General features: G+C 67.8%; 10 protein-coding genes. 4 read left to right on the forward strand and 6 right to left on the reverse strand.

Translation table 11 applies throughout. The annotated features are described in order from the left end of the window. Window positions 1-144 precede the first annotated feature (144 nt). Together AC3WLC_RS09515 and AC3WLC_RS09520 are read left to right on the forward strand one after the other, a co-directional pair. Window positions 145-2,724 (forward strand): N,N-dimethylformamidase beta subunit family domain-containing protein, encoded by a 2,580-nt coding sequence (locus tag AC3WLC_RS09515; protein WP_493683682.1) that lies wholly within the window; start codon window positions 145-147, stop codon window positions 2,722-2,724. 169 nt (window positions 2,725-2,893) lie between these two features. Beyond that, complete coding sequence (locus tag AC3WLC_RS09520; protein WP_493683683.1) at window positions 2,894-3,430, forward strand: Lrp/AsnC family transcriptional regulator; 537 nt, start codon at window positions 2,894-2,896, stop codon at window positions 3,428-3,430. On the opposite strand, the gene meaB is transcribed toward AC3WLC_RS09520, so the two are convergent. The 5 genes from meaB to AC3WLC_RS09545 are packed head-to-tail and all read right to left on the reverse strand — an operon-like array spanning window position 3,431 to window position 9,360. Continuing rightward, window positions 3,431-4,480, reverse strand: a complete 1,050-nt coding sequence (meaB, locus tag AC3WLC_RS09525; RefSeq protein ID WP_493683684.1) for a methylmalonyl Co-A mutase-associated GTPase MeaB — start codon at window positions 4,478-4,480, stop codon at window positions 3,431-3,433. It lies immediately after the preceding gene. Further along, window positions 4,477-5,676, reverse strand: coding sequence for a thiolase family protein (locus AC3WLC_RS09530; RefSeq protein WP_493683685.1), 1,200 nt, complete (start codon window positions 5,674-5,676; stop codon window positions 4,477-4,479). The genes meaB and AC3WLC_RS09530 overlap by 4 nt, the downstream gene beginning before the upstream one ends. Continuing rightward, complete coding sequence (locus AC3WLC_RS09535) at window positions 5,669-7,210, reverse strand: class I adenylate-forming enzyme family protein (protein ID WP_493683686.1); 1,542 nt, start codon at window positions 7,208-7,210, stop codon at window positions 5,669-5,671. The genes AC3WLC_RS09530 and AC3WLC_RS09535 overlap by 8 nt, the downstream gene beginning before the upstream one ends. Continuing rightward, window positions 7,203-7,610 (reverse strand): cobalamin B12-binding domain-containing protein, encoded by a 408-nt coding sequence (locus AC3WLC_RS09540; protein WP_493683687.1) that lies wholly within the window; start codon window positions 7,608-7,610, stop codon window positions 7,203-7,205. Before AC3WLC_RS09540 ends, AC3WLC_RS09535 begins: the two co-directional genes overlap by 8 nt. 4 nt (window positions 7,611-7,614) lie before the next feature. Further along, the gene (locus AC3WLC_RS09545) at window positions 7,615-9,360 is read right to left on the reverse strand and encodes a methylmalonyl-CoA mutase family protein (protein ID WP_493683688.1); all 1,746 of its coding nucleotides are present in this window, start codon (window positions 9,358-9,360) and stop codon (window positions 7,615-7,617) included. A gap of 208 nt (window positions 9,361-9,568) precedes the next feature. Here AC3WLC_RS09545 and AC3WLC_RS09550 point away from each other — a divergent pair, with 208 nt between their 5' ends. After that, window positions 9,569-10,585: an SMP-30/gluconolactonase/LRE family protein gene (locus tag AC3WLC_RS09550; protein ID WP_493683689.1), complete on the forward strand. Its 1,017-nt coding sequence runs from the start codon at window positions 9,569-9,571 to the stop codon at window positions 10,583-10,585. A 23-nt stretch (window positions 10,586-10,608) separates the two neighbouring features. On the opposite strand, the gene AC3WLC_RS09555 is transcribed toward AC3WLC_RS09550, so the two are convergent. Then, a complete protein-coding gene (locus AC3WLC_RS09555) occupies window positions 10,609-11,505 on the reverse strand; it encodes a LysR family transcriptional regulator (protein WP_493683690.1) in 897 nt (298 codons plus the stop codon). Window positions 11,506-11,786: 281 nt separating this feature from the next. Between AC3WLC_RS09555 and AC3WLC_RS09560 the strand changes: the two genes are divergently transcribed. Beyond that, a complete protein-coding gene (locus AC3WLC_RS09560) occupies window positions 11,787-13,133 on the forward strand; it encodes a solute carrier family 23 protein (protein ID WP_493683691.1) in 1,347 nt (448 codons plus the stop codon). The last annotated feature ends 1 nt before the right edge of the window (window position 13,134 follow it).

Consider the following 13,134-nt stretch of genomic DNA (forward strand, 5'->3'; position numbering starts at 1 on the left):
AAAATCATGAAACCAGTTAGGCGTTTTCGGCGAGCAAGCCTCTCCGCGCAATGGCGGAATCGGTCAGTTCGGGCATGCGCCGGTCGCGCTGGTGGAGCCCAGACTGGACGGGCAGATTGCCGCCACGGGGAATGAAGGCCTGCGATGTACGAGATCGATCCCTCGCGCCTGGATCTGGCGCATGAATTCCGGCGCCGTCCGCTCGGTCATCACAGCCCCGAATTGCAAGCGGTGCTCGACCGGATGCGCAGCGCGCCGATCGAGGGTAAGCACTGCCTGATCGTCGAGACGCCCAAAGCGCGCTGGCTGCTGGCGCGGATGACCGGCAATCCCTTGCGGCCCGTCCCGGTGCCCGATGTCGTCTTCACCGATCTCGCCGAAGCCGAATGGACTGTGTTCAAGTTGCGCTGGCACGCCATGACCGGCCACGATCTCGCGACGACCCTGGGCGAGCTCGCTATTCCGGAGCCGCCGATCGACGGGCCCCCGGTCGTCGTGCCCGATCCGGCCAAGGCCATCCTCGCCTATGCCGACCGGATCAGCGCCGCGCCGGGCGACAGCATCGCCTTCAAGGTCAGCACGCCGGAGATCGCCGGCTATCGTGCCGATATCGTCCGCCTGCGCGCGCCGCAGACCGGCCGGGGCGGGGAGGGCTATCGCGAGACGGAGATCGCCTCGCCCGCGAGCGGCGATTATTCGGGTGGCGAGCAGACGCTGCGGCTTGGCTCCTACATCGAATTGCCGGCGCTGCCCGTGGTCCTGGAGAGCTTCAGCCTGCAGGTCCTCGCCTGGCCCACCCTGATCGGTAACCAGCCGCGGGCGCTGCTCGGCGCCTGGTCGCAGCGCTCGAAGCGCGGCTTTGGGCTCTATCTCGATGCAGACGGCGCGCTGGCGCTGCGGCTCGGCGACGGCACCGAGGTCGTCGAAGTCTCGACCGGTATCACCGTGGCCGAGCGGCGCTGGCACCTGCTCTCGGCGAGCTTCGATGCCGCTTCGCGCCGGGTCGAGCTGTCACAGCGGCCTTTGGAAGATCACAGCGTCCATACCGGGCGGGCAGCCTCGGTTACGCGCGACGTCGCGATCCTGCCGGCTGCTTCGGATGCGCCGCTGATGATCGCCGCCTGGTCGGATGCGAGCGCTGACGGCCTGGCGCCCGGTGCCCATTACAACGGCAAGCTGGAGGCGCCGCGACTGTTCGCGCAGGCGCTGCCGCGGGAACAGCTCGACCGGCCGATCGCAGCGGAACTGGCTGACGAAGCGCTGGTCGCGGCCTGGGATTTCTCGCGGGAGATCGGCTCCGATTGCATCGTAGACCTTGGGCCGCGCCAACTCCATGGCAGGACGGTCAACCTGCCGACCCGCGCCGTGACCGGGCATAACTGGGACGCGGCCGAGATGGACTGGAAGCGGGCGCCGCAGCAATACGGCGCGATCCATTTCCACGACGACGACATCGACGATGCCCGCTGGCAGACGAGCTTCGTCTTCACCGTCCCCGAGGACTGCAAGAGCGGCATCTATGCCGCACGCCTGCGCGGCGAGGGCGCCGAGACCCATGTCCCGTTCTTCGTGCGCCCGCCGCGCGGCCGGCGCACCGCCAAGGTCGCCTATCTCGCGCCGACCGCGACCTACACGATCTACGCCAACAACAAGGCGCGTTTCCTCGCCTCGGGCACCGAGATGCTGCGTGGGCATCTGCTCGATTTCGACGTCACCGATATGCAGCTGCTGCACCATCCGATCGGCCTGTCGACCTACTGCGTCCACAATGACGGCAGCGGCGTCTGTTACGGCACGCGCCTGCGCCCGATGACGAATTTTAGGCCGAAGGGGCGGCTCTGGAACTTCTCCAGCGATCTCTTCGTCATCGATTGGCTGGAGGCGATCGGCTGCGATTGCGACGTCGTCACCGACGACGATCTGCATCGCGAGGGCGCGGGCCTGCTCGAAGGCTACCAGGCCGTGCTGACCGGCTCGCATCCCGAATATGTCTCGCTCGAGATGATGAACGCGCTGGAGGGCTATCTGAAAGGCGGCGGGCGCCTGATGTATCTCGGCGGCAACGGCTTCTACTGGCGCGTCGCCTATCACCCGCATTCTGACGGGATCATCGAGGTGCGCCGCGCCGAGGACGGCACCCGCGCCTGGCATGCGGCGCCGGGCGAATATTATATGAGCTTCACCGGCGAATATGGCGGGCTCTGGAGCCGCCAGGGCCGCTCGCCGAACACCCTGGCCGGCGTCGGCTTCATCGCCCAGGGCTTCGACGCCTCGTCCTACTACCGCCGCCGCCCCGAAAGCCGCGATCCGCGCGCCTCTTTCATCTTCGCCGGCATCGAGGACGAGATCCTCGGCGATTTCGGTCATCTCGGCGGTGGCGCCGCGGGCGACGAGATCGATGCCTGCGACGTCAGCGCCGGCTCGCCGCCGCATACGCTGGTCCTGGCTTCCTCCGAGAACCACACCAACGCCTTCCATATGGCCAATGATGCGGTGCTCGTCCCGAATGGCGCGACCAACGCCTTGCAGAGCGCCCGCATCCGAGCCGACATGGTGTTCTTCGAATGCCCATCCGGCGGCGCCGTGTTCTCGACGGGCTCGATCGCCTATGTCGGCAGCCTCGCGCACAACAACTACGACAACAACATCTCGCGGCTGACCCGGAACGTGCTGGAGCGCTTTATCGATCCGGCCCCGTTCGCCATGCCGGGCAAGGGTGGGTGAGAAGATCGCGCGATTCCGTCTGAGCCCGGCGCACTGAGCCCGGCGCAATTCCGGTGTTTCCGCGGTTTCCAGCGGTCAATTCGGCCTCTTTCGGCAGCGCAGCAATTGCGGCCCGTACGGCCGCCTCCTATGGTTTTGCGATTCGAGGGCGCAAGTGCAGGAGAAGCGGGTGGCGGCTCTGGACGAAATCGACGTCGGCATCATCAATCTCCTGCACAGGGATGCCCGCGCGCCCGCCAAGTCCATCGCCGAAGCGCTCGAAATCCCCGAGTCGACCATTCGCAACCGCATGGCGCGCCTGGTCGAGTCCGGCGTGATCGAGTTCGTCGCCCTCTCCAACCCGCTGCAACTCGGCCATTCGGTCTGGGTGATGATGGAGATCGAGGTCGAGACGCGCCGGATCAGGCAGGCGGCGCGCGAATTGTCGGCGATCCCGGAGATGTATTTCGTCTACATCACCACCGGCGGCTTCGATATTTTTGCGGGCGCGACCTTCTCCGACAACACCGAGCTCGTCGACTTCGTCACCAATCGGCTGTCGCAGGTCGAGGGCATCGTGCGCGTCAACACCCGCACCATCCTCGAGGTCCACAAGCGGGCCTTCAAGTTCATGCCGAAGCCCTCGGTGATGCGGCCGAGCAGGTCCCCCCGCGAGCAGGCCGCGAAAGCGGAACCGGCGCCGAAGAAGAGCGGCAAGGCGCGCTGATCAGCGCGATGCGTTTCTGACCAGCTCGGTTACCGCTTCGGCCGGGCTCGTATCGCTGGCGAGGACGCGATCGATGCTGGCGGCGAGGGCCCCAGCGGCTTGTCCTGTGCCTCGTAGATAAGGTTCGATCAGCGCCGAGGCGAGGGTTCGCAGCATCTGCGCCCGGATACGGCTGTGTCGGCGCAGCGCCAGCCGCCCGCTCTCGCGGCACCAGCCAAGGAAGGCGTCGACCGTCTCAGCGAGATCGGCAACGCCATCGCCGCTGCGGGCGCTGACCAGCTGAACGGGAGGGCGCCAGAGCGTGCCGTCGCGGGCTGGATCACCATGGCGCCGCAGCACGGCGAGGCGGCCGGGCGAGGAGTTCGGCTGTGCCGTCGTCACGGCCGGATCGGCCGCGTTGACGCCCGGCGTGCCGACATAGGCCACGCCGATCGCGCCATTGATCTCGGCGACTGTCGCCTTGGCGCCGGGCAGGTCGCCCTTGTTGACGGCATAGACGTCGCCGACCTCCATCAGCCCGGCCTTGGCCGCCTGAATGTCGTCGCCCAAGCCCGGCACGAAGACGACGAGCGTGCAGTCGGCAGCATCGGCCACGGCGATGTCGGCCTGGCCGGCGCCGACCGTCTCGATCACGACGCGATCGAAGCCAGCTTCGTCGAGCAGCGCGACGATATCGCAGACCGCGGCGCTGAGGCCGCCGCCTTCGCCGCGCGCCGAGATGCTGCGCAGATAGACGCCGGGCAAATCGGAGCTGCGGTCCATCCGGACGCGGTCGCCGAGCACGGCCCCGCCGGAGAACGGGCTGGACGGATCGACCGCGAGCACGGCGACGCGCCCGCCGGCGCCAGCCCAATGGGCGGTTAGTGCGTCGACCAGCGTCGATTTGCCGGCGCCGGGTGGGCCGGTTACGCCGATCACCTTGGCTTTCGCTGGCGCCCGGTAGGCACCGGAGAGGATTTCCTCATAACCGGCAGCACGATCCTCGACCGTGCTGATCGCGCGCGACAGCCGGCGGACTGTCCGGCCGTCGAGCGCTCTTGCGCCGCTCATGCACCGACCTCGATCAGCAGGGCGTCGCCCTGGCCGTAGCCGCCGCAGATCGCGGCCGCGCCGCGCCCGCCACCGCGGCGTGTCAGCCCGTTGACCAGCGTCATGGCGAGCCGGGCGCCGCTCGCACCGAGTGGGTGACCAAGTGCTACGGCGCCGCCGTGGCGGTTGGTCCGGGCGCGCAGCTTCTCGGCGGCCGAAACATCGCCGTCGGCGAGGCGCAGCGTGCTGACAAGCGGCGTTGCGGCGAAGGCCTCGTTGATCTCGATCAGGTCGAGGTCCGCGGCGGGGCGTTCGGCCTTGGCCAGCAGGCGGGAGATACTGATCGCCGGCGTATAGGAGCCCGAGGTCGGCCCGTCCGCGACCTGGCCGTAATGCGTGATCTCCGCGAGTATCGGCAGCCCGCGTGCCTCGGCGAGCCGGCGCGAGACCAACAGCAGGAAGGCGGCGCCGTCATTGAGGCCAGGCGCGTTGCCGGCGGTGATGGTCTCGCTGTCATAGACCGTCCGCAAGGTCGCGAGCTTCTCGCGCGACGTGTCGCGGCGCGGCGATTCATCCGAGGCGATGCGTTCGTTGCCGCTCTTGCCGGGCAGGTCGAGCGGCACGCGCTCGGCCTCGAAATAGCCCGCTGCCTCCGCCGCGAAATAGCGTTCATGGCTGCCGGCTGCCCAGTCGTCCTGCGCGGCGCGGTTGATGCCGTGGCCGATCGCCTCGCGCGAGGTATAGGCCGCGATTGCGGCGTTGACCGTCGGCGAACGCAGCAGCAGCGGGTCCTCGGCGGTGACCGGCCCGAGCGGCTTGTCGCGCCGCCGCGGCCAGAGCAGCGGCGTCTGGCTGAGATTGTCGACGCCGCCGCAGATCACCGCATCGGCGAAGCCGAGGCGGATATCGCGCCAGCCGAGGCCAATCGCGCTCATACCCGAGCAGCAGGCGCGGTCGATGGCGAGTGAGGGCGTCTCCTGCCGCAGCCGCGACAGCAGCACCGCCTGGCGTGCCGGGGTGAAGGCAGCCGAGGCGATCATGCCAACGCCCATATAGAGCGCCTCGACCGCGGCAGGCTCGAGCTTGGTCCGGCCGAACACCGCATCGATCGCGATCGCGGCGAGGCGGGGCGCGAAGACCTCGGCGAGGGCGCCGCCGAAGCGGCCGAACGGGGTGCGCGCGAAGGCGGTGACGATGACGTCGGTGCCATCAGACATGATCGGCCTCCCGCTCCGGCTCGGCGAGGCGCTGGCGCAGCAGCTTCTTGTCGACCTTGCCGTTCGGGTTCTTCGGCAGGGTGTCCTCGATCAGGATGCGCTTGGGCGCCTTGAAACCGAGGATGGCGCGGCAGCCGGCGCGGACCTCGTCGACCGAGAGCGTCCTGCCCGGCACCGGCGCGACGAAGGCGATGGCGACCTCGCCCCAGTCGGGATCGGGCAGGCCGAGCACGGCGGCCTCGGCGACATCGACGAGGCTGGTCAGCACCGCCTCGACCTCCTGCGGATAGATGTTGAAGCCGCCGCTGATCAGCATGTCCTTGCTGCGTCCGGTCAGCGTGACCAAGCCATCCGCGCTGATCCGGCAGAGATCGCCCGACCAGAGCCAGCCCTCGCGCAGGACCTTCGCGGTTTCCGCGGGCATGCCCCAATAGCCGCGCATGACATGGTCGGCGCGCACCGTTAGCTCGCCGATCTCTCCGGCGGGCACCGGGCTGCCATCTGGCGCGCGGGCGACGATCTCGACGAAGCTGTAGGGCCGGCCGATGCAGCCGATCCGCGGCGCGCCGTTCGCGTCGAAATGGTCTTCCGGCGGCAGGAAGACGCAGGTCATCATCGCTTCGGTCAGGCCGTAGTTCTGGGTCAGGATCGGGCCGAAGCGGGCGAGCGCCTTTTCCAGCGTGTTGCGCGGGATCGGCTCGGCGCCATAGCCGATGAAGCGCAGCGAGGAGGTGTCGATCCGGCCGATGCGCGGATGGTTGACGATGCGCGTCAGCACCGTCGGCACGCAGGTGAAGGCGGTGACGCGCAGCGCCGGGATCGCATCCAGCAGGCCATCGACGCCGGAGACGAGTACGCTCGTCGCGCCGCGCAGGAACCAGGGCGCGAAATAGGTGCCGCTGGCATGGGTGAGCGGGCCGATATGGGCGACGACGTCATCGCGGCGCATGTCGCGGTCGAGCAGCATGTTGCGGGTCACCGCCAGCCACTGGCGATGCTCCAGCATCACACCCTTCGGCCGCCCGGAACTGCCTGAGGTATAGTTGATCGAGGCGAGATCGTCCGGCGCCGGACTGCGATCCGCCAAGGCGGTCGCGGGCTGCAACAGCTCGGCGAAGTTCGGACCGCCGTTGGCATCGCCGCCATCGACTGGGCAGAGCCAGAGCGCCCCGCCTGCCGGCAGCAGGGCGGCGGTTTCCGCGTCGTGGAAGACGGCAGCCGCGCCGCAATCGGCGAGGATCGCCGCGGCTTCGATACTGGTCAGCCTTGCATTGAGCGGCACGCGCACCAGCCCGGCGCGCTCGATCGCGCTCTGCAGCATCAGATATTCCGGCCGGTTGGCCATGAACAGGCCGACCCGCGCCCCGGCCGGCAGTCGCTGCGCGAGATTGCAGGCCAGGGTGGCGGCGATCTCGTCGAATTCTCGGAAAGTCCAGTGTCGTTCATCGGCGACCAGCGCGATGCGGTCCGAAAAGCGCTGCGCCGCCCGGCGCATCAGCTCGGGAAGGGTCGGTGCTGCGAAAGGTTCAGTCATGGACGGTCTCGGCCATCAGATAGTCGACGATCTCGGCGATCGCCGTGCCCGACAGGAAGACGCGCGAGACGCCCGCCTTGCTGAGCTCGGGGATGTCTTCCTGCGGGATGATGCCGCCGGCCATGATGCGGATGTCCTCCGCCCCGTTTTCATCGAGCAGGCGGCGCAGGCGCGGCAGCAGGGTCAGGTGGGCGCCGGAGAGGATGCTGATGCCGATCCAGTCGACGTCTTCCTCGACGGCGGCGCGCGCCACCTGTTCCGGCGTGCGGCGCAGCCCGGTGTAGATCACCTCCATGCCGGCTTCGAGCAGGCCGCGAGCGACGACGCGGGCGCCGACATCGTGGCCGTCCAGGCCGACCTTCGCCATCAGGACGCGGATCTTGCGGTTCGACAGCGCCATCGGCTCAGAATTCGGTCGAGGGGGAGAAATGGCCGAAGATGTCGCGCCAGATCTCGACGATCTCACCGACCGTGGCATAGGCCCGTACCGCTTCGAGCACCGAAGGCGTGACATTGGCGCCCGATGCCGTCGCCTCGCGTACAGCCGCCAGGGCTGCGCTGACGCGAGCCTCGTCGCGCTCGGCGCGGACGCGCTGCAGGCGCGCCACCTGGTCGGTCGCGGCGCTGGGATCGATGCGGAAGGCAGTGTTGGCGACATCGGGCTTCTGCGGCCGCTGGTTGACCGTGACCCAGGGCCGCTGGCCGCTGTCGATCGCCTTCTGCCGGCGCACCGCGCCCTCGGTCATCAGGCGCCGGCCGATGCCATCGCGGATGACGGCGAGCGCGCCGCCCTTCTCCTCGATCATGCCGAGCGCGTCGAGGATCTGGCCCTCGACGCCGTGTGTGAGGCTCTCGACATAGTAGGAGCCGCCGAGCGGATCGACCGTGTCGGCGAAACCATGCTCGCTGGCGATCACCTGCTGGGTCCGCAGCGCGACCTTCAGCGACTGCTCGCCCGGCGTCGAGACCGCCTCGTCATAGGAGGCGATGTAGACATAGGACGCGCCGCCCAGCACATAGGCGAGCGTGCCGAAGGCGATGCGCGAGATATTGTTGAGCGGCTCCTGCAGCGACTCCTGGCCATGGCCGTAGACGGTCAGGCGCAGGGCCATCGCGGCCGGCAGCGTCGCGCCGTAGCGCTCGCGCATGCGCCGCGCCCAGATCCGCCGCAGGGCGCGCAGATTGGCGACGCTGACGAAGAAGTCGTGCCGCTCGTCGGCGAACATGTGCAGCAGCGGCGCGACCTCGTCGATCGAATGGCCGCGCGCCAGGAGATCATCGAGATAGTAGTGGGCGTTGGCCAGGGCGATCGCGGTGCCCAGGCTCGAACCGGCGCCACCGGCATTGATATGGTTGACGCAGACCGTCATCGGCGACCAGTTCGGCGCATTGTCGATGCACCATTCGACGGCGTCGCAGGCGAGCTTAGCCGCCGGTTCCGCCGGCAGAATCTGGGTGCCGCGGGCGATGTATTCCTTGAGTGGGTCGTTCTGCAGGTTGACGACGTAGTTCGCCCAGGGAATGCCCTGCTTCTCGCCGAGCACGGCGAACAGCGCCAGGACGATCGGGCCGATCGAATTGCCGAGCGTACCGACGCGCTTGATGCTGTCGAGCGGGATGCCGTCGAAGAGCTGCTCCATATCAGCGAGCGAGCTGACGGCGACGCCGACCTGGCCGACCTCGGCGGTGGCCATGGGGTGGTCTGAATCGTAGCCGCACTGGGTTGGCAGGTCCAAGGCGACGAGGATCTGCTCGGCGCCCCAGTCGATCAGGGTGCGGAAGCGCTGGTTGCTGCGCTCAGCCTCGCCGAAGCCGGAATAGGCGGAGACGACGAAGGGCTCGCCCCGGTTCATGGCGCCGCGATCGCCACGGGTGAAAGGGAATTCGCCGGGGAAGCCGAGATCGGCGGCATAGTCGAAGCCGATCGCGTCGAGATCGGCCGGGGTGTAGAGCGGCTTCACCTCGAGGCCGCAATCGGTGACGAAATTGCGTTGCCGCTCAGCCTGGGCCGCATCCGGCGCGAAGGTTTCTCGCCGCCAGCGCGCCTCTTCCGCGGTCAGCTCCGCCGCAGGACCGCTGCGCGGCCCGGCGGACTCATCCGGCACTTCCACGTCCAGGTCACGTCGGCGGCTGGCCAGCATTCTCGTCATGGCGTTCTCCCGCAAGGCGTCGTCGCCTGCGCTGCCGCGCCGCGAGCGAACCTCCCCGGTTTCTCCCTGTGAAAGCTGCTCATTGCGCTAACAATGGCATTCACTATTGCTGTATCAGCGATTTTAATATCATAGTAAAGCAGAAAGCGCGACAAAGAGCGATCAGGATTGTTGGAAGCGCAACGGCTCGGTTGGGAGGGTGAACGCCATGGGCATCTCGCGACGGCATCTGCTGGCCGGTTCAGGCGCAATCGCAGCGAATGGATGGGGGCGGACGGCCAGTGCCGAATGGCAGCGGAGCCCGCGCTATCCGGACCCGGCGGTGCGGGCGCTCGATCCGAGCTTCGCCAAGTACATGGTCTTCTTCGCCGCGGTGGAGCGCATCGCCACCGGCGAGACCCGCTACACCGAAGGCCCGGTCTGGTTCGGCGACGGGCGCTTCCTGCTCTGGACCGACATCCCCAACAACCGCATCCTGAAATGGGAGGAGGAGACCGGGGCGGTCAGCATCTTCCGGCGGCCGGCGAACTACGCCAACGGCCTGACGCGGGACCGCCAGGGCCGGCTGATCGCCGCCGAGCACGGCAGGCGCGTCACTCGCACCGAGCATGACGGCAGCGTCACCGTGCTGATCGACAGCTATGACGGCAAGAAGCTGAACTCGCCCAACGATGTCGTCGTCGCCTCGGATGGCGCGATCTGGTTCACCGATCCGCCCTTCGGCATCTCCGGCCACTATTCCGGTGACAAGGCGACGCCCGAACTGCCGAACAACGTCTACCGGGTCGATCCTTCGGGCAAGGCGACGGTTGTCGCCAGCGACGTCACGGCGCCCAATGGCCTCTGCTTCTCGCCGGGCGAGAAGAAACTCTACATCGTCGATTCCTTCTCGAAGCCTGTCAGCATCCGCGTTTACGACGTTGTGGATGGCGGCACGAAGCTCGCCAACGGCTCGATCTTCTTCAGCTGCGGCGAGGGCGAGGCGCCGGACGGCATCCGCTGCGACATCGACGGCAATCTCTGGTGCGCCTATGGCGCGGTGAAGGAAGGCATGGACGGCGTGCTGGTGCTGTCGCCGGAGGGCAAGCGCATCGGTGCGATCGCCTTACCGGAGCGGGCGGCGAACCTCTGCTTCGGCGGCCCCAAGCGCAACCGGTTGTTCATGGTCACCGGTCGCGGCGTCTATTCGCTCTATGTCAACACGCAGGGCGTCCCCGGCGGCTGAGCCGTCGCGTCAGGGCGCCGGGCTCAGGCGTCCTGCCGCAACCGCCGGACGATCTCCCTGAGCACGTCTTCCTTGCGGCTCGAGGTCGCCTTCTGGCTGCGATAGGCCACGATCGAGAGCTCCCGGTGCGGCAGGAGCGGCTTGGCGACGAGTTCCCCCAGGCGAAGCTCGTTGTCGGCGCTGCCGGCGGGGATCAGCGCGATGCCAGCCCCCGCGCGAACCGCCACCTTCATGGTCTCGATATTGTCGACCACGGCGCGGATGCGCGGCCGCAAGGCGAGGTCTTCGAACATCTCGCTGACGATCTGCCCGTAGCCCAGCGACAGCTCGCTGACGATCAGCGACTCCCCGACGAGCAGCCGGATGTCGATCGCCCCCGTGCCGCCCGCGAGCGGATGGGAGGGTGGCACGATCGCGACCATCTGGGTATCGCTGACGCGCCGGGGCAGCAGGCCGGCAGGAATCCTGTCGGGGGCGACCTCCACGGCCACGCCGAGGTCCAGGCGCTCCTGATGGAGTTCCTCGAACAGGATACGCGGCGGCGCGGTGCGGATTTCGAGCTGGAAATTATCCGGTATCACATCGGTGCCGAGGATCCGCGGCAGCAGGCTGGAGGCAAGGCCCGAGGCGATGCCGATGGCGAGCGTCTCGCTGCCGACGCCGCTCAGGCGCCGCGCGACGTCGTCGAGGCTCATCAGGTCGTTGGCGACGCGCTCCGCCTCGCGCAGGAACATCCGCCCCTGCTCGGTGAGCTCGATGCCGCGGCCGATCCGCCGGAACAGGGCAAAGCCGATACGCTCCTCGAATTGCCGGACTTGCTCCGAGACCGCCGATTGCGACACGTTGAGCCGGTGCGCCGCTTTGGTGAAGCTGCGTTCGCGCGCGACAGCCAGCGCATAGCGGATCTGGCGAAATTCCATCGCGGTCCCCCTTATGCGTGCCCGCGGCGAGACGCCGGGGTTCGATTGATCTCATCTGCAAGATCGATAGTTAAGTCTCAGAAATGCGATCAACTCAAGATTGCATCGCATTTTTCCTGAAACGGCAGAGGGTTTTTATCTTCCCATCTGTTTTTCCGATGGATGATTGAGCAATCCCTATTGGATTTTCTGTCGCCGGCCTCCCACACTCCCGCAACGATCGAAAGGCCGGCATCAGACCGGCCGCTGGCAAGAACGAGCGCATCAGGGAGGATGGCCGCATGGCGTCGAACGCGCAGAACAGCTGGTTGCCGAGATGGACCCTCAAGCATGACGGCGTGATCGCGCCGGACGAGCGCCTGCCCTGGGGGCAGACGCTGCTCGTCGGAATTCAGCATGTCGGCGCGATGTTCGGCGCCACTGCGCTCGCCCCGATCATCATGGGCTTCGATCCCAACGTCGCGATCTTCTTTTCCGGCGTCGGCACGCTGATCTTCTTTCTGATGGTCGGCGGGCGCGTGCCGAGCTATCTCGGCTCGAGCTTCTCCTTCATCGCCGTCGTCGTCGCCGCGACCGCCTATGGCGGCTCGGGCCCCAACCCCAACATCTCCGACGCCTTGGGCGGCATCATCGCCGCTGGCGTGGTCTACGGCCTGATCGGGCTGCTGGTCATGGTCGCCGGAGCGCGCTGGATCGGCGTGCTGATGCCTCCGGTGATCACGGGAGCGGTCGTTGCCGTCATCGGCCTCAACCTGGCCGGGCTCGCCGTCAAAGGCGTCAGCGCCTCCGGCTTCGACCTGATCGTCGGGCTGGTGACGATGCTGGGGGTCGGCCTGATCGCGGTCTACGGGGAGGGGTTGACCCGGCGCCTGCCGATCCTGCTCGGCGGCGTGGCCGGCTACCTGGTCTATCTCGTCGGCGCCAATTACTTCGGCCTCGCCAAGCCGGTCTCCTTCGAGGCGATCGTGAACGCGCCCTGGTTCGGCCTGCCGAATTTCGTCGGCCCGACCTTCAGCGCCCATGCGATGGGGCTGATCGCGCCGGTCGCGCTGATCCTGGCGGCCGAGAATCTCGGGCATATCAAGGCGATCGGCGTGATGACCGGGCGCAACATGGACGGCGACATCGGCCGTGCCTTCGTCGGCGATGCGGTCGCGACCGTGGTCTCGGCCAGCGGCGGCGGCACCGGCGTCACCACCTATGCCGAGAACATGGGCGTGATGGCGGTCAACCGGATCTACTCCACCCTCGTCTTCGTCATCGCCGGCGCCTTCGCCATCCTGCTCGGGCTGTCGCCCAAGTTCGGCGCCGCGATCCTGACCATCCCGGGGCCGGTGATCGGTGGCCTGTCGATCGTGGTGTACGGCATGATCGCCGCGACGGCCGGGCGCATCTGGGTCGAGAACCGAGTCGATTTCTCCGATCCGCGCAACTTGATCACGGTGGCGATCGTGCTCATCGCCGGCGCCGGCGACCTGACCATGAAGCTCGGCAGCTTCACCCTCGGCGGCATCGGCACGGCGACCTTCGGCGCCATCATTCTCTACTACCTCCTGGGCCGCCGGAAGACCGCGGATGTCGACCCCGTCGGCGCCAAGGCACGGTCGATCGGCGTCGGCGACTTCTGAA

The organism is Allobosea sp. GW821-FHT03A12 (assembly GCF_058986765.1).

Bases quoted from the DNA above. Each gene is read 5' to 3' on its own strand.
- AC3WLC_RS09555 (WP_493683690.1), bottom strand. From the start codon at position 11,505: ATGGAATTTCGCCAGATCCGCTATGCGCTGGCTGTCGCGCGCGAACGC.
- AC3WLC_RS09535 (WP_493683686.1), bottom strand. From the start codon at position 7,210: ATGACTGAACCTTTCGCAGCACCGACCCTTCCCGAGCTGATGCGCCGG.
- AC3WLC_RS09560 (WP_493683691.1), top strand. From the start codon at position 11,787: ATGGCGTCGAACGCGCAGAACAGCTGGTTGCCGAGATGGACCCTCAAG.
- AC3WLC_RS09550 (WP_493683689.1), top strand. From the start codon at position 9,569: ATGGGCATCTCGCGACGGCATCTGCTGGCCGGTTCAGGCGCAATCGCA.
- AC3WLC_RS09545 (WP_493683688.1), bottom strand. From the start codon at position 9,360: ATGACGAGAATGCTGGCCAGCCGCCGACGTGACCTGGACGTGGAAGTG.
- meaB (WP_493683684.1), bottom strand. From the start codon at position 4,480: ATGAGCGGCGCAAGAGCGCTCGACGGCCGGACAGTCCGCCGGCTGTCG.
- AC3WLC_RS09515 (WP_493683682.1), top strand. From the start codon at position 145: ATGTACGAGATCGATCCCTCGCGCCTGGATCTGGCGCATGAATTCCGG.
- AC3WLC_RS09540 (WP_493683687.1), bottom strand. From the start codon at position 7,610: ATGGCGCTGTCGAACCGCAAGATCCGCGTCCTGATGGCGAAGGTCGGC.
- AC3WLC_RS09530 (WP_493683685.1), bottom strand. From the start codon at position 5,676: ATGTCTGATGGCACCGACGTCATCGTCACCGCCTTCGCGCGCACCCCG.